This is a genomic window from Aquimarina sp. Aq107, from assembly GCF_943733665.1.
Classification (GTDB): Bacteria; Bacteroidota; Bacteroidia; order Flavobacteriales; family Flavobacteriaceae; genus Aquimarina.
Map to the genome: position 1 here is coordinate 3,838,576 of NZ_OX030782.1, position 17,881 is coordinate 3,856,456.

15 protein-coding genes and 1 pseudogene are annotated in these 17,881 nt (G+C 31.7%); all 16 read right to left on the reverse strand.

The window, feature by feature from the left end:
• Positions 1-24 precede the first annotated feature (24 nt).
• The 16 genes and pseudogenes from NMK29_RS16660 to NMK29_RS16735 all read right to left on the reverse strand — a co-directional run bounded on the left by NMK29_RS16660 (position 25) and on the right by NMK29_RS16735 (position 17,700).
• A complete protein-coding gene (locus tag NMK29_RS16660; protein WP_108802007.1) occupies positions 25-1,593 on the reverse strand; it encodes a S41 family peptidase in 1,569 nt (522 codons plus the stop codon).
• A gap of 182 nt (positions 1,594-1,775) precedes the next feature.
• Positions 1,776-2,753, reverse strand: coding sequence for a polyprenyl synthetase family protein (locus NMK29_RS16665; RefSeq protein WP_108802008.1), 978 nt, complete (start codon positions 2,751-2,753; stop codon positions 1,776-1,778).
• 100 nt (positions 2,754-2,853) lie between these two features.
• On the reverse strand, positions 2,854-3,894 hold the full coding sequence (gene rlmN / locus NMK29_RS16670) for a 23S rRNA (adenine(2503)-C(2))-methyltransferase RlmN (protein ID WP_108802009.1): 1,041 nt from the start codon (positions 3,892-3,894) through the stop codon (positions 2,854-2,856).
• Between the two features lie 85 nt (positions 3,895-3,979).
• A complete protein-coding gene (locus tag NMK29_RS16675; protein WP_108802010.1) occupies positions 3,980-4,951 on the reverse strand; it encodes a chalcone isomerase family protein in 972 nt (323 codons plus the stop codon).
• 355 nt (positions 4,952-5,306) lie between these two features.
• The gene (gene queA, locus NMK29_RS16680) at positions 5,307-6,356 is read right to left on the reverse strand and encodes a tRNA preQ1(34) S-adenosylmethionine ribosyltransferase-isomerase QueA (protein ID WP_027393098.1); all 1,050 of its coding nucleotides are present in this window, start codon (positions 6,354-6,356) and stop codon (positions 5,307-5,309) included.
• An 80-nt stretch (positions 6,357-6,436) separates the two neighbouring features.
• Positions 6,437-7,657 carry a 3-phosphoshikimate 1-carboxyvinyltransferase gene (locus NMK29_RS16685; protein WP_108802011.1) on the reverse strand — a complete coding sequence of 407 codons (1,221 nt, stop codon included), beginning with the start codon at positions 7,655-7,657 and terminating at the stop codon, positions 6,437-6,439.
• Position 7,658: 1 nt separating this feature from the next.
• Positions 7,659-7,913 (reverse strand): hypothetical protein, encoded by a 255-nt coding sequence (locus NMK29_RS16690; protein WP_108802012.1) that lies wholly within the window; start codon positions 7,911-7,913, stop codon positions 7,659-7,661.
• On the reverse strand, positions 7,913-8,239 hold the full coding sequence (locus tag NMK29_RS16695) for a nucleotide pyrophosphohydrolase (protein WP_108802013.1): 327 nt from the start codon (positions 8,237-8,239) through the stop codon (positions 7,913-7,915). Before NMK29_RS16695 ends, NMK29_RS16690 begins: the two co-directional genes overlap by 1 nt.
• Before the next feature lie 3 nt (positions 8,240-8,242).
• Complete coding sequence (locus tag NMK29_RS16700; protein WP_108802014.1) at positions 8,243-10,267, reverse strand: DUF3857 domain-containing protein; 2,025 nt, start codon at positions 10,265-10,267, stop codon at positions 8,243-8,245.
• Positions 10,268-10,287: 20 nt separating this feature from the next.
• Complete coding sequence (locus NMK29_RS16705; protein ID WP_108802015.1) at positions 10,288-12,210, reverse strand: DUF3857 domain-containing protein; 1,923 nt, start codon at positions 12,208-12,210, stop codon at positions 10,288-10,290.
• 28 nt (positions 12,211-12,238) lie between these two features.
• Entirely contained in the window at positions 12,239-12,691 is a 453-nt protein-coding gene (gene dtd / locus NMK29_RS16710; protein WP_108802016.1) for a D-aminoacyl-tRNA deacylase, read from the reverse strand.
• 48 nt (positions 12,692-12,739) lie between these two features.
• Entirely contained in the window at positions 12,740-13,690 is a 951-nt protein-coding gene (gene rsgA / locus NMK29_RS16715; RefSeq protein WP_108802017.1) for a ribosome small subunit-dependent GTPase A, read from the reverse strand.
• A gap of 50 nt (positions 13,691-13,740) precedes the next feature.
• Complete coding sequence (locus NMK29_RS16720; protein ID WP_027393092.1) at positions 13,741-14,823, reverse strand: bifunctional 3-deoxy-7-phosphoheptulonate synthase/chorismate mutase type II; 1,083 nt, start codon at positions 14,821-14,823, stop codon at positions 13,741-13,743.
• A 46-nt stretch (positions 14,824-14,869) separates the two neighbouring features.
• On the reverse strand, positions 14,870-15,718 hold the full coding sequence (locus NMK29_RS16725; RefSeq protein ID WP_108802018.1) for a prephenate dehydrogenase: 849 nt from the start codon (positions 15,716-15,718) through the stop codon (positions 14,870-14,872).
• Positions 15,715-16,872, reverse strand: coding sequence for a pyridoxal phosphate-dependent aminotransferase (locus NMK29_RS16730; protein WP_108802019.1), 1,158 nt, complete (start codon positions 16,870-16,872; stop codon positions 15,715-15,717). The genes NMK29_RS16725 and NMK29_RS16730 overlap by 4 nt, the downstream gene beginning before the upstream one ends.
• Positions 16,869-17,700, reverse strand: a pseudogene (locus tag NMK29_RS16735) (prephenate dehydratase). The gene NMK29_RS16730 and the pseudogene NMK29_RS16735 overlap by 4 nt, the downstream one beginning before the upstream one ends.
• Between the last annotated feature and the right edge of the window lie 181 nt (positions 17,701-17,881).

Sequence of the window (17,881 nt, forward strand, 5' to 3'; positions counted from 1 at the left end):
TGGCCACAGAAAAAAATATTTTTTTTAATCAAGCTTTTCTATATCATCTATAACCCACTGTAATTCCTCGTCTTTATCATTTAAAGTTTTTTTGATAGAGATATCCGGCTTAATCCCATAACCATCAGGCTCTATTTGATAAGGTGCATTTATTTTCATTAATCCTACTCTCATATTAATTCTAGAATTGGGTAATTCTACTTTTGCATACATCCCTGCTACTGTTCCATTATAAGCTCCTCCGGTTTCTTCTCCAACAAATGTAGCTCGTTTAGTTGCTTTTAAATGAGTAGAAAGAATACTACTTGCAGAAAAACTTTCTCCATCAATCAACACATACACCTTACCTTTAAAAGAATTTGGCTTAGGTTTTCTTAATTTACTATGCTTAAATTTAAAATAAGCTTCGCCATCTTCTTGCTTTACTTTAAACATTTGATATATTCCTAATATAGGTGATAGCATTGTAGCCATGGTTTTTGTTCCCCAAGACTTTGTATGAAAATATGGATATAAAAAACTTAAACGTCCTGTCATTTTAGATTTTTCTATAAACACGTATTCTTTATCCGTTAAATAGGAATATAAATCATCAATCTCTGTAAGTCTACCACCAAGATTACCTCTTAAATCAAGTACTAAATTCTTGCATTTTGAAGAATCAATTTTAGCAAAACTCTCTTTATAAAAATCTTTATACCCGCCATTGGTAAAACTTTTAATATTCATATATCCAACTAGTGTATCGGATTCTAAAAATGAAAAATTTCGATTATAATCTTTTGTTTTTTTGTTATAACCATATTTAAAATTTTTCTTCCGCGTTTTCTTTCTAAGTTCTTTAGCTATTTTCTTATCGACTTTACTCCACTTTTTATCTTGAACACTAGTAGAATCTTTTTTGGTTGAAACTTTAGTTTTATCATAATCTGCATATATATATTTAGAATACAGACTATCCTTTAATTTTAAATGCAACAATATGCTATCGTTTGGTTTATGAGTATTTGAATAAAAAAAACCGAAACGACTGCCTACAAACTCCGGCATAAACGTCTTATTAAAACCATCACTAGCGTGCAATTTATTAAAAGAATCAAGCAAATCATTTACATTTTCATTCTCTACTTTAACAACTTCTGATCCTTCTATTATAGTTGTATCTCCTTTAAAAACTTTTCTTACAAATAGTTTTTTATCGGATGTTTGAAACGATACAGAATGAAAAGGTGACGACCTTTTACCTTTTTCTTTTATCTGCTCTTTAGTTTGTTTTATAGATGGAACATGTATTGATAAATGGCCTTGTTTTATACTGGTAAAAACTGGCGCAAATAAATTATAAAATTCTTTTGTAGTTAATGGCTTTGTTAACTCACTCTTTAATTTATTTATGCTTTCTTCCAACTCTTCCTTAGATACATACCAATAAACATCAGGGTGTAATTTTACCAGTTTTTTATATGCATAATCAACATCTTCTCGTAAATCAATAGGGTTGTGAGTTTTATTTATTTGTTGGTTGTATTTCTCTACAGATGCACAACCGGATAATAATAAGATTGAGAGATATAAAAATAGTTTTTTTTCCATAGATATTTTTATTTAAAAATCGAGCAACTTTATTCTAAATGATAGACGTCAAAAAGAATAAAAAGGTTGTCTTGGTACAAAAAAATAATTAACTATTAATATCAAAACCAATACCATAATTATGTTTTTTAGATAAAAAACACGGTAATTACTTGATTTTGGATGTTGGAATTCTGCTTAGATTATTTCTTACGGTCAATAACGTAATTAACCATTAATTGTAAAGAGGATTTATATTCGGATTCTGGATATTCTGAAAGTATAGTTAACGCCTCTTCTTTAAACTTATGCATTATAGTTGTAGCATATTCTAGTCCTCCACTTATTTTTACAAAATCAATAACTTCTTTTACCCGTTTTTTATTCTTATTATGATTTTTAACAGAGTTAATTAGCCATTTCTTTTTTTCTTTGGAGCAATGATTTAAAGTATAGATTAGGGGCAATGTCATTTTTTGTTCCTTAATATCTATTCCCGTAGGTTTACCTATTGCTGTATCCCCATAATCAAATAAATCATCTTTGATTTGAAATGCCATCCCAATTAGCTCTCCGAACTTCCTCATCTTTTCTACGGAATCAGAATCTGGTTCCACAGAACAAGCACCGACGCTACAACATGCCGCTATTAAAGTAGCTGTTTTCTGACGAATAATCTCATAATAGATTTCCTCTGTAATATCAAGATTTCTTGCTTTTTCAATTTGTAACAACTCCCCTTCTACAATCTCTCTAACTGCAACTGAAATAATTTTTAATAAATCAAAATCATCGTTATCAATACAAACTAACATGCCTTTTGATAGTAAATAATCACCAATAAGTACGGCTATCTTATTTTTCCAAAGCGCGTTTACAGAAAAAAAACCTCTTCTACGATTAGAATCATCAACTACATCATCATGAACAAGACTTGCTGTATGTATCAGTTCTATAACAGAAGCTCCTCGATAAGTCCGTTCTTTAACCTCTCCGCCAGATACCATCTTAGCAACGAGAAAAACAAACATAGGGCGCATCTGCTTTCCTTTTCTGTTTACTATATAATGAGTAATCCTATTAAGTAAAGCAACTTTGGAATACATTGATTGAGAAAACTTTTGCTCAAAAAGCTCCATCTCATCAATTATAGGTAATTTTATTTGCTCAACAACTTTCAATCTAAAGTAGATTATTTTGTTTTCTAACTAGTTGCGAAGATAGTACAATCCATAATTAGGGTCAAAACACTTGATAAATAATTTACAAGGAAGATATGTTCTAAGATTTATTTGCCAATTGTCCACAAGCTGCATCAATATCTTTACCTCTGCTTCTTCTAACATTTACCACAAAACCTCTAGACTCTAATGCATTAATATATTGCTCTATCGCAGAATCAGGAGCTTGTTGAAATTCTCCATCATCAATTGGATTATACTCTATCAAATTAACCTTACAAGGAACGTAAGAACAGAACTTTAATAACGCATTTATATCCTCTTTCCTATCATTTATACCTTTCCAAACAACGTATTCATATGTAATCCTACTTTTCGTTTTCTCATACCAGTACTCTAGTGATTCTCTTAAGTCTGTAAGTGGGAAATTCTCATTAAACGGCATAATAGCAGTCCTAACTTCATCTATAGCCGAGTGCAGAGAAACAGCTAACCTAAACCGTACTTCGTCATCGGCCATTTTTTTTATCATTTTTGGCACTCCTGATGTAGAAACGGTAATTCTTTTCGGAGACATTCCTAGTCCTTCTGGAGAAGTAATCTTATCAATTGCTTTAATAACATTATTATAATTCATCAACGGTTCACCCATACCCATAAAAACAATATTGGACAATGGGCGGTTGTGATATAATCTACTTTCATTATCTATAGCAACAACTTGATCATAAATCTCATCTGGATTGAGGTTTCTCATTCTTTTTAGACGTGCCGTAGCACAAAATCTACAATCTAAACTACAACCTACTTGAGAAGAAACGCAGGCAGTAGTTCTGGTGGGTGTAGGAATTAAAACAGATTCTACTACTAATCCATCATGAAGTCTAACGGCATTTTTAATCGTGCCATCAGTACTTCGCTGCATTTGATCAACACTGATATGATTAATAACAAAATTATCTTCGAGTATTTCTCTTGTAGTTTTTGAAATATTCGTCATATTATCAAAACTATGTGCTCCTTTACTCCACAACCATTCGTATACTTGATTTCCGCGAAAAGCTTTATCTCCGCTTTCTACAAAGAATTCGCGTAATTGCTCTTTAGTTAAAGCTCGTATATCTCTTTTTTTTGACTTCATTTATATGCAAAAGTATGTAAAAGATATAGGATCTCTGACAGAAGGTGTAAACTATTTAAGAAATATCGCTAGAGGGGATCTAGCATTAGAATTTTACAGTACGAAAATCTTCTCTGTTATCTTTTTTGGATGATTTAATACGCTTCCATTGCTGCACTCCACCGCTACCGCGATACTTAACATTAAGCACATCGTTGTCATCTTTATCAATCCAAATCTGACATTCAGATATTTTCCCAGTTCTTATATCGGTAAATCTACCATTAGCATACTTAAATTCACTTTTATTCTTCAAGTGTTTAAGTATAACTAGCCCTTCTACTGGCTGATTTTTATCATCACCTTCACATTCATAACAAACTGCATCTCTTTCGGATTGACGCAACATCTGTTGTATAGAACCAAAAACTTGATTTTTAATCATATACAACTGAACTATATTGATAGCTACTCCTGTTTTTTTGTCATATGCTTTCCATTGTCCCAATACCGGATTGGCATCATATGTTCCTAACAAATCTTCTTTAAGTTGCACATCAACGGGATTCTCTCCTAACCATATTTTAAAAAGAGCCTGTTTAAACTCTAAACTATTGGTAACAGCTCCAAGTCTTTCTTTGTTTTTATACAAAGTCAACTTTTGATCTTTTGTATATATAATTTTAAAAATCTCATATTTATTAATCGTTTTAGGAAGAAGTTTGATGAAATCCCTTATCTGATCTTCCATTAAATAACTATTCCCATCAGTAGCACGCTCTAATCCATTTCTAATAATTTCTTTTAAATCATCATTAGTGATATCAGAAACTGTCTTGATTGTAAGTGCCATAGTAGCATCTTTATCTGCTACCATAAGACCATCTTCTACTCCGTCTACTTCGAAATCCAAATATAAACCGATTGTATAGAGTTTCTCTCGCTCTCCTGCTCCATTAAGCATTAGCTCATTATTTTCAAATACATCTATATCATTATAGTGAAGATTACCTACCTTGGTTTGAGAAAATGAAAATAAGGTTACAAAAAATAAAACAATGTGTAATATTCTGTTCATAGGTTAATTTTAAAATTACTTAGGGTGCTCGCAAGAAACGATTAATTTTTCAAAAATATAGAACCAACAATTAGCTGTATTCATTTTTTCGACAAAAAACCAAATTAATCGACATCTTACCTTTTTTTAAACTACGGTTTTACCGTAATTTTTCAAAAAGCTCCGCAAAATACTTATTTTTTATGAAATAAACATTATAACTGATTAATTTTAAGATTTCTACAACAAATACCTAAATCTATACTTTACGTATTTCTTATAAAAAATGTAGGATTTACAATACATAAACAAACAAAAAGGCTCCACTTTTAAATAAAATAAAGTGGAGCCTTTTTATTATACATTTTATAAAATGTTAGATGATTAGCATTGCATCACCATAAGAGTAAAACTTATATTTTTCTTTTACTGCTTCTTCATAAGCTTCTTTAATAAAATCATGACCAGCAAAAGCTGACACCATCATTAACAATGTTGATTTTGGAGTGTGAAAGTTCGTAATCATACTATTTGCTATACTAAAATCGTAAGGAGGAAAAATAAACTTATTTGTCCATCCTCTAAACTCATTTAAAGTATTATCTGAAGAAACAGAACTTTCTAATGCTCTCATAACCGTAGTTCCCACTGCACAGATTCGTTGCTTATTAGCAATTCCATTATTGATAGTCTCTGTTGCACGAGCAGTAACATATGCCTCTTCACTATCCATTTTATGTTTAGATAAATCTTCTACCTCTACCGGATTAAATGTTCCTAAACCAACATGAAGTGTTATTTCTGCAAAGTCCACTCCTTTTATCTCCAAACGCTTCATCAAATGTTTAGAAAAATGCAATCCAGCAGTTGGAGCTGCTACCGCACCTTCATTTTTTGCATAAATCGTCTGATATCTTTCTTCATCTTCTGGTTCTGCATCTCTTTTTATATATTTTGGTAAAGGAGTTTCTCCTAAGTCCGTAAGCTTTTGTCTAAACTCATCATATGATCCATCATATAAAAAACGAAGTGTTCTTCCTCTAGAAGTAGTATTATCAATAACCTCTGCAACTAAACTTTCATCATCTCCAAAGTATAATTTGTTTCCTATTCTGATTTTACGAGCAGGGTCTACCAGCACATCCCAAAGACGTGTTTCTGAGTTTAATTCACGTAATAAAAACACCTCAATTCTAGCTCCAGTCTTTTCTTTGTTACCATACAATCTAGCAGGAAAAACTTTAGTATTATTTAAAACCATAACATCATTAGGCTCGAAATAATCTATAAGATCTTTAAACTGTTTATGCTCTATTGTTTGATCCTTTCTATTAAGAACCATTAGACGTGCCTCATCCCTATTTTCTGAAGGATATTCTGCTAATAGATCTTGTGGAAGGTCAAAATTGAAATGTGATAACTTCATTAGTGTCTGTTTTTTTTGGAGGTGCAAATATACAATCTCGACATAGGGGTTGTCAAGTAAATCACCATTTAAATTTTTATTTACAGTACTTTAAAATCTAATTTTTTCAAATCATTCCAAAAATCAGGGTACGATTTTGATACCACATCTGCATCATTAATAAGCAATGTTTCTCTTAGTGCTAAAGGAGCAAAAGCCATCGCCATACGATGATCGTGATACGTATCTATAGATATTTCTGACTTAATTGATTTGGAAGCTGCCAACCTTAAGGAATCATCAGTAATTGTAACATCACCTCCTAATTTTTCTATTTCTATCTTTAGCGCTTCTAATCTATCTGTTTCTTTAATTTTTAATGTATGCAAACCAGTAAGATAACACGATTTACCTAGCCCAAAACAAGTAACAGCAATAGTCTGTGCAATATCTGGAGAATTAGATAAATCTAATTGTAACTCATCTGACTCGTTAGCCGCAGAACTTTTGGTTAGTGTTATTTGATTGTTATGAAAAGTAGTTTCTACTCCTAATTTTTTGTATATCTGCGCTAACGCAGAATCCCCTTGGTAACTATTTTGCTTATAACTACCCAAAGTAACACTCCTATTGTCCGACAAAGCTACAATACTATAAAAATAAGAAGCAGAACTCCAATCTGATTCTACAACAACCAATTTTGGTGTAGCTATTTTTAAAGGATGTATATTAATAACATTATTTTCGAAAGTTCCTTGAATCCCAACATCCTTAAGCAAACTTAAAGTCATTTTTATGTAAGGAATCGAGGTTACTTTTCCCTCTAAAACGATCTCCAAACCTTCTGGCAATGAAGATGCAATCAACATTAAAGCAGAAATATACTGGCTACTTACATTCGCCGCTAAAGAAACTTTATTTGATTCTGGATTTTTACCAATAATCTTTATCGGTGGGTATCCTTCTTCTTTCTCATAAGTTATTTCACATCCTAATTGTCTAAGTGCGTCTACAAGAATTTTTATTGGTCGCTCTTGCATCCTTTTACTCCCAGTTAAAATAGTTTCTCTACCATTTTTTACTGCAAAATAAGCTGTAAGAAACCTCATTGCTGTGCCCGCATGATGAATATCAACTACCTCATCAGTACTTGCTAATGCCACCTGCATTAATTGTGAATCATCGCTATTTGATATATTCTCTATTTTAATTTCAGGATACAATGATTGTAAGATTAATAATCTATTTGTCTCACTTTTAGACCCAGTAATTTGTAGAACATTATCCTTAATATTCGAAATGTGATTTAATTTCAAATTCATTTTATCTATTGGATTTACGTTTTCTTAATTCAAAATAGTACCCTAGAATCATCCCATATGTTAATCCTCCTATAACACGAGAAGTGATATACCTTACCCAAAGACCATTATTTATTTTTTCATCTATAAAAGTATCGAATGCCAAGCCACCATATTGCATTAAATGCTCAATAACACTGAATAACACAACAAAAACGAGACCTAAAAGAAATACAGATTTCCAATATTTTTTTGAGGAAATAATTGATTTAAACATTATTTTAATTTATCATTATTGTGGTGACGATCATGATCTCTTTTTGTTTTAATATCCAGTTTTTTATCGAAAGCTTCTTGAAGATCGATACCCGTTTGGTTTGCTAAGCATAATACTACAAACATAACATCTGCTAGTTCTTCTCCTAAATCTTTATTTTTATCACTTTCTTTTTCACTTTGCTCACCATATCTGCGCGCTATTATCCTTGCCACTTCTCCTACTTCTTCGGTAAGTTGTGCCATATTAGTAAGCTCATTAAAATATCTTACTCCATGATTCTTAATCCAATCATCTACCGCTTTTTGCGCATTTTGAATATCCATTCTTTATATTCTTTTAAGAACTACTTGTTCGTTTTCTTTTTTTATCACCTGATTATAAAATTCCTTAATAGTTGGATAATAGTTCGCTGGGATTACTGGAGATGTAACTGTTTCATCCACTAAAACCTGAATAACCCCATTAGAAACATTCGATCTAAAGACAAATTTACCCATATTATCTGGTAATTTAAACGCTGACGTTTTTGGATACTCTACAACCTCATATCCTTCAGGTATTTTAATATTTACCATATATTTATTTGAAAAACCATACCCAAAATCTATAGGATATTTTCTATCATCAGATTTAAAAACATTTTCTTTATCCCTCAAAAATAATAAAGGTGAAAAGAATATCTCATCATCAATAGCTTCAATTTGATCTTCTATTACAAAATTAAATTTTTCATTTACACCTTTCCCATATTGGTTAACTCCTTTTACGGCGTATTCTTCTAACTCAGTAATTCCATATTTTTTTTCAAAACGCTCCGCTTTGCTTTCATCGTCTTTGGATGAGTTTTCAACTCTATAGCTATGAGCCACATAATCCTTATAATCAACGCTTAATTTGCCTTTTGCAATACCTTCTTGATCTATTTCGCATTGCATTCTATAGGATTTCACAGAAGGTTTTACTGGTCGAAAATTAACCATTTGGGAAGTACCATTTTTAGCAATCACTCTCCCCATTCCTTTTATAATTCTATCTGGCAAAACATTAGGAACTCCATATTTATCGGTAGCATCCAAATATATTAGACTACCATCTGCTAATTTCACTCTACTTATAACATAATTAAAACCATCAATTGTTGGGAACAATGGAATTACTTTATCACTTGTACTACAAATCACTGGATTGGCATCAACACCTGCATTAACAAGCATAGAAGTAAGCATTAAATTTATTTCGGCTACACTGCCGGTATTTTCTTTATACGCTTTTTTAGTTCCAACATTAGTAAAAACTCCTCTTCTTTTATTCCAAGACATCTTTTTCTTCAAATAATCATAAATCTTTACAGTTTTATCTAATTCACTGCCAACATCACTTACTAATTTATCTATATCATCTTTATAATAATTATTTCTTTTAAGCTCATCTCCAAAACTTGGGTTTTCATAGATAGTTTTTGCTACATCTTCCCAAGTGGTTGAACGGTAATCTGCTGGTTCATTAGGATATTTAACATAAGACAGCTCATAATTAATTGAGGATATATAGTTCTGTATATTTCCAGAATATGGTTCATATTTAAACGCAGGAATACTAGATGAATTAATTGTATTAATATTAATACGATAATCCACTTTACTATTGGAGTACTTAGTATTTCTGCCTTGCGTACTTACCCCACTTGATCTAGACTTTGATGTCAGATTAATAACATCTTGAGCACTTGACTCCTTAAGATTTATTGGTAAATACCCACTAGTAAGTTTCTTAAAATTAAAATACTCCGGCATCTTAATTTGAACTTCGAGCTTATTTATTGGTATTATGTTTTGCAAGTAAATTCTATCAATACTGTAAACGAAAGGAGAAGTGATTTTATATTTAAACTCTATTACAGACCCGTCTTGTAGTGATGGCATTGTAAATTTTATCTGATCTCTATTCTCTGTGTATTCATTTTTAAATATACCGTCTTTCTTTAATTTAGTTTCTATGATTTTATCTCCTACATAAGAATAAGTAACCCCTTTAAGACCACTCACTTTCTCTTTATTCCCTCCATATTTATACAAAAAAATCTCTTCCGTTGCATGATCGGAACCGTTTTTATTATAAAGCTTAATACGCTTAAACACTTCTGTTATTAATTGAAAACCATTTTGCTGATTAAAGTTATAATAAACCTTCTTATTTTCATATAACACTGCAGCATTTGCTGAACTATCTAGTGGATATGATTTTTCGATTAACTCTGCTTTTGATACCTTACCAAACTTATATTCTTGTGCAATCGTATTTACTGATACCATCAGCAATACAATTATAATTGCTTTATATAATTTTCCCATTGATATTGATTGATTAGTTGTTATTGTTGTTTTAGTACTATTTTTGTTTTATCAGCTTTCTGGATTTTAGACATAAACTGTCTATATTCTTCATATTTTTCTTTAGGGTATCTACCGTCGTTGATTTTTAATTTTCTAGTATACTTAAGAGTAGATTGATTCACTTGCTCTATACTACAAGAATATGTTCCAAAAATTGTTTCAAATACTTTTTCCTGAGGAAGTTTATTAACTATATAACCTACTGGCACCTTTATTATATATTCGTCTGTATCAACATATCCTCTAGAGATTACCAGAGCTGTTTTTCTGTCTTTATATTTAGGCTTCTTACTGTTAACTCTATTAAAAACATTAGGTATAATTAAAAGCCTACTGCCAGCTTTGGTAGCATAATTTGTAGCATTTACCTTCACTGTCTCATTATAGATAACATCATCCTTATTGTCACTAAGTTCCAAAGACATAACATTTAGATTATTGATGTAATCCCAATACTCTTTATAATATAGTTTTTGATCTTTAACAGACTTTAATTTTGTTAAATACCTCCAGTCATACTGTAACCCTTTAGATGTTGAAGTAACTTCACCTACCATGGAAGCATCTTCTTGCAAGTAAATTGTTGCTTTAGTATCTAAGGTGTTTTCTTCTAGTTTATATTTTTTAGTTCTTTTAATTTCCCCCCCATCTGGTGTAATAACGAGAACATCTCGATCATCAGTAAAATCTCCAATAAAATTAAATGGAGCAGTTTGACTTGTACATTCTAACCAAATATCTTCTTCGTTATCTACATCAGGTATATTTAAAATTACATGATTACCTTGCATTGAAGCAAAATCATTATCTATATCTCTTTTTTTAGAATCTCCATATACGACCGTATAATATGCTTTAATATCTTGAGATTCTAAAAGCGCTTTTGTATAATTTGTTAAAGCTTTACAATCTCCATACCCCAATCTATCTACATCTTCTGCTTTCATGGGCATCCATCCTCCAATTCCCAATTGCACACTTATGTATCTAGTCTTGTTTTGTACATACTCATAAATCAATTTTGCCTTTTCTTTTTTAGAAGTAGCGTCCGAAACTAAATCAGATATTTTTTTGATGACCTCTTCTGGCAATTCATCTCTTCCAGAGACTAAATTTTGATATTGCCATTTACCCATAGTTTTCCAATCATCTGCTGCACCTTCAACATTAACTAAAGAAAAACTTCCTAAAGTTATTTTACCTGTAGGCACAAGTTCTGAAAAAGAAGGACTTTGATATTCTTTTTTAAGGGCTGGAACCCCAGATAAACTATAAGATACTTCTTGATTCGCTTTTTTAATTTCTACGGAATATCCTTCAAAAGCCTTTTCTTTTGTTCTTAAAGGTATTTTTTTAGGGTTAATAACAGTATAAGATGTATTCTCGATACTTAAACCATAATCCGTAATAGGAAACCAAGGCTCTATAAATGCAGAATTTTTAGTTTCTACCTCACTTTCATAAACCAATGTATAGGGATACTCCACTGGAGTATGTTCAAAATAAATAAATCGATTATCCCCTATTAAAGAGAATCCATCGTACATGCTTCTATCACTAAAATCTTTTCTCTTAAATTTCTTGATTTCTTGACCTAAAGCATTAAAGACTGTGGCGCGTGCTCTTTTTATTTTTGTTTCGGGGTCATAAGGCTCATAAGAATCAGCTAGACGATCTCCATATTTATTTAACACAGTTACAATCCGCTTTGTTTTAACTACAACGGAATTTATCGAATTAATCTCTATTACCACATCTTCTGATCTTACTATAGCATTTGCATTATCCGTAAGTATTGAGTCTAAAAGTATGGCCTGTAAACTAAAATCTTCTTGGCCATTAATACCTGAAAAAGTACACAGGAAAAAGGCAACTAAAATTAGTTGTAATTTTTTAAGCATATCAAATTTTATTCTGGGGTGTGATTAATTATTCTTTGTTCTTAGTATCAATAATTATGGTTACTGGTCCGTCGTTAAGTAATGAAACCTTCATGTCTGCTCCAAAAACTCCAGTTCCTACTTTCTTTTTTAAGTTTTTTTCTAGCTCTTTTATAAATTCTTCATATAAAGGAATTGCTTTTTCTGGCTTTGCAGCTTTAATAAAACTCGGCCTATTTCCTTTTTTAGTGCTCGCATGTAATGTAAATTGACTAACTACTATTGCGTCTCCATCAACATCAAGAATACTATTATTCATCATATCATTCTCATCACTAAATATTCTTAGCCGACTTATTTTTCCTGATAACCATAATACATCATCTTTAGAATCTTCATCTTCAACTCCTAACAAGATGAGAAGACCCAAACCAATCTTCGAAATCTTGTCTCCTTTTACTTTAACTGATGCTTCAGAAACTCTTTGAATTACAGCTCTCATTATGTATGTGTCTTTTATAGAGGAAATGTTACCCTGAAAAATAAAATTTTATTCTTCATCGTAATTATTTTTTCGATAATGCTCTTCTTCCCCTTCGAGAATTTGCAAATAACTTTTATATCGAGACCAAGCGATCTCTTCGTTATCCAGTGCTTCTTTAACAGCACATTTTGGTTCATTAATATGTAAACAATTATTAAATTTACATTGTTGTTTTAGTTCAAAAAATTCAGGGAAATAGTCTCCAACTTCTTCTTTATCCATATCGACGATTCCAAAACCTTTGATACCCGGAGTGTCAATAATCTTAGCATCGAAACTAAGGTCATACATTTCTGCAAAAGTAGTAGTATGTTGTCCTTGTTGATGTTGATCACTAATCTCAGCTGTTTTAAGGGATAGATTAGGTTCTATTAAATTAACCAATGTAGATTTTCCTACACCGCTGTGTCCAGAAAACATACTTACTTGACCTTCCATTAACGTCTTAACTTTATCAATATTTTTCCCTGTTTTTGCAGATATCCCTATACACTCATATCCTATATTTCTATATAAAGCAGCTAGATACTTTATTTCTAGAAGTTCATCTTCATCATAAGTATCAACTTTATTAAACAACAAAATTGCCTTAATATCATATGCCTCTGCAGTAACCAAAAAACGATCTATAAAAGCTGTAAAAGTTGGTGGATTATTAAGAGTTACTAATAAAAAAACCACATCAATGTTTGCTGCAATGATGTGAGTTTGTTTAGAAAGATTTACTGATTTTCTAATAATATAATTTCGCCGTTCTCTTATATTTTCTATAACACCGGTTTCTCTATCATTATTAGTTTCTACCTTAAAATCCACCCTATCGCCTACAGAAACCGGATTCGTACTTTTTATACCTTTTATTCTAAACTTACCTTTTATACGACACTCATATACAGTGCCGTTATCAGTTTTAACGGTATACCAACTTCCGGTAGATTTATAAACGGTTCCTGTCATAAACGCAAAGATGCAAATAAATCTCTATACCCAATAGGTATTATACACATTTAAGATTTAGCTACTTTTTTTTGGTGATTTATAGACTCTTGATGGATTGCCTTATAGATTCTTAACATAAACTCTTCACTCAATCCTTTTTCTTCTCCTTCCAGAATCATTTTACCTAAAATTTCATTCCAACGCTTAGACTGCAATATCGCGACATTCTGTTTTGCTTTAGCTTTACCAATCTCATCAGAAATTTTCATTCTTCTGGATAAAACATCTAATAATTGATTATCAGCTACATCGATTTTTGCACGTAATTCATTTAAAGTTCTTTGGTATGCTTCATCGACTCCTACTTCTTTACGAATTCTTAAATCTTTCATATGTTGAACTAAAGTTTCTGGTGTAATCTGTTGCGCGGCATCACTCCAAGCATTATCCGGATCATAATGCGTTTCGACTATTAATCCATCAAAATTTAGATCTAAAGCTGTCTGCGAAAGGTCAAAAATCAAGTCTCTTCTTCCAGCAATATGAGATGGATCTAAAATAAGTGGTAAATCCGGAAAACGATTTTGCAAGTCAATTGGTATTTGCCATTCTGGAATATTACGATACTTCGTTTTTTCATATGTCGAAAATCCTCTATGTATTACCCCCAAGTTTTTAACATCGCACGTGTAAAAACGCTCTACAGCTCCTAACCAAAGTGATAGATCTGGATTAATTGGATTTTTGATCAATACGGGATTATCAATCCCTCTACAAGCTTCTGCAATATCTTGTACTATAAAAGGAGAAACTGTACTTCTAGCACCTATCCATAATACATCTACTCCGTGTTCAAGCGCTAATTCTACATGATGAGGATTTGCTACCTCAGTAGCTATCTTCATTCCTGTTTCTTCTTTAGCTCGCTGTAACCATTTCAATCCTAAAGCTCCAACCCCTTCAAAATTACCTGGTCTAGTTCTTGGTTTCCAAATTCCAGCACGCAACACTGTAGCGTCAGAATCTTTAAGTTGATGCGCTATCTTAACTACTTGTTCTTCTGTTTCTGCACTACAAGGTCCCCCAATCACCAATGGGTGATCCAAGTTGTATTCGTCTAACCAGTTTCTAAGTTCTTTTTTATTCTCCATTTTTATTTTTTATTCTCTATTAATAATCTGTTTTTAAGTGGTTATTTTATGAAATTCCTTTCAAAATTGTTCTTATATGATTAGTGTCTTCCATTTCTTTATAAATTTCTACAAAATTATCTTCTTCCATCAACTCTTTAAACTGTGTGAGATTTGCTATATACTCAGTTAAAGTTTCGACTACATTTTCTTTATTGTGTTTAAAAATGGGTGCCCACATTTCGGGAGAACTTTTAGCTAATCTTACCGTAGATGCAAACCCACTACCTGCCATATCAAAAATATCACGTTCATTCTTTTCTTTCTCAATTACGGTTTTTCCTAACATAAAAGAACTAATATGTGACAAATGAGATACATATGCAATATGTTTATCATGAGAAGCAGGGTCCATATATCGTATCCTCATTCCTAATCTTGTAAAAATCTCCATTCCACGCTCCTGTAATTTAAAAGCCGTCTTTTCTACTTCACAAATAATGTTAGTTTTACCTCTATACAAATTAGCAATTGCTGCCTGCGGTCCTGAAAACTCTGTTCCGGCGATCGGATGTGCCGCCAAATAATTTCTTCGTTTTGGGTGATCACTTACTGAATTACATAATTTCTTCTTAGTAGAACCTACATCAAACACCAAACAGTCATCGTGTATAGTATCTAGAATTTCTGGTAATAGTTTCACGGTTACATCTACCGGAATCGAAGTTATCACAACATCTGCGTTTTCTAATGCTGAAAAATTTGCTTTCTCATCAATTAACCCTAGAGAAATTGCTTTATCCAGATGCTCTTCATTCTTATCTATACCGTAAATTTTCGCTTCATTGAATGCCGCTTTGATATCAATTGCAAACGACCCTCCTATTAACCCAATACCTATTATGAATACTTTCATGCTTCTACTTGTAATCTTTTTATTGCTTCTTTTATATTCTCTTTAGTAACACATAAAGAAAAACGAATATAACCTTCTCCATTACTTCCAAAAATATCACCTGGAGTTATAAAAACACTATTTTCATATAATATTGTATCGATAAACTCAACAGCGTTAATTCCTTTTGGTAGTTTTGCCCAAACAAACATTCCTGTCGCTGTTTTATCATAGTTGCAACCAAGAATTGAAGCTAATTCCCATATTAATTTTCTACGCTCTTTATAAATAGTATTCATCTTAGAATACCAATCATCAGATATATTCAATGCGGCTATAGCTCCTTTCTGAATCCCTTGAAACATACCACTATCCATATTACTTTTTACTTTTAGAATAGCTTCTATTTTTTCCTGACTTCCATTAGCCATTCCTACTCTCCATCCGGCCATATTAAATGTCTTACTCAACGAATTTAACTCAAGTGCAACATTTTTAGCACCAGGAACAGACAAAATACTTATTGGGTTATCATTAAGAACAAAACTATAAGGGTTATCATTAACCAATAAAATATTATGATTTGTTGCAAAATTTACTAACTTTTTAAACAAATCAATACTACCGTTGGCTCCAGTAGGCATATGTGGATAATTAACCCACATAATTTTTACTTTACTTAAATCCTTTTTAGCTAAATCCTTTAAATCTGGTTCCCACTCATTCTCTGCTACCAAATCATAATATACCGGTTTGGCTCCAACTAAATTAGTTACTGATGTATATGTAGGATATCCAGGATTGGGTACTAAAACCTCATCTCCTTCATTAAGATATGCTAATGATATATGCATAATCCCCTCTTTAGATCCCATCAAGGGTAAAATTTCATTTTCTGGATCTAGAACTACCTTATATTTATTTTCGTAAAATTTTGAAATAGCTTCCCTTAATTCTGGGATCCCCTGATAACTTTGATACTTGTGAGCTCCATCCAAAACAACAGCATGTTGAATAGCTTCCACAACTTCTTTAGGTGGATCCAGATCAGGACTACCTATAGCCATATTTAGAATTGGCTTACCTGAAGCTGCTAGCGCCCTTACTTCTCGTAATTTTTTAGAGAAATAATATTCCTCAACCGTTTTTAATCTTTTTGCAGTTTGAATACTCATCCGTTTTGATTTTTATATTCTCCTAAAATTTTAAATTCTAATGCCATTATTTTTAATAAAGAAACAGCTTTTTGATAATCCTCATATGCACTAAACGTAACATCTACAAAAAAGGAATATTTCCAAGGCATATTAATTACCGGCAATGATTGAATCTTAGTAAGGTTCAAACCACAATCGCTCATAACATTAAGAACTGTTGCTAAACTTCCTCTTTTATGATCCGTTAAAAATTTTAAAGATGCTTTATTAATTTCTTTACTATCCACTCCAGAGTCCTCTCTAGTTGTTAGTATAAAAAAACCGTGTGCAATTTGATTTAATTGTCTGAATTTCTTTTGCTAAAATATTTAATTGATAAATGTTCGCAGCAGTTTCTCCAGCCACAGCAGCAACACCTTTTAATCCTTGTTCTTGAATTCTTTTTGCAACATCTGCGGTATCTGAATCTTCTACTAACTTAATATGTGGTTGGTCTCTAAAAAATTCTTTACACTGAAGCAAAGCCATCGGATGAGAATACACCTCTTTTATATCGGAAATTTCTTGTCCCTCTAAAGCCATTAAACAATGATGAATTGGCTGAAAATACTCTCCGCATATTGTCAGATTATGTTCATCAATATATGCATAATTAGGAATAATCGAACCTGCGATAGAATTCTCTATTGCCATCACAGCATCCGTACTTTTCTTTTTCTCTAAACTGTGAACCAGTTCTTGAAAAGACATACATTCATCTACATCTATTTGATCTCCAAAATACGCTTGGGCAACCCCATGATGATATGATCCTTTTATTCCTTGTATAGCAACTTTCTTTCTCAAACGTTTTAAATTTTGATTTCAAAAAAAAATCCCGATTTTTCATCGGGATTCTAATTTTATAAATTTTGCTTATTCATTTACATAGCGATCCCGATCTTGCTTTTAAAATAAAAGAAGAAAAAATAAAATCGGTTCCAAGTAAACAAATTGCTCATTGTTGTTTCTTTAATACGTTGCTAAA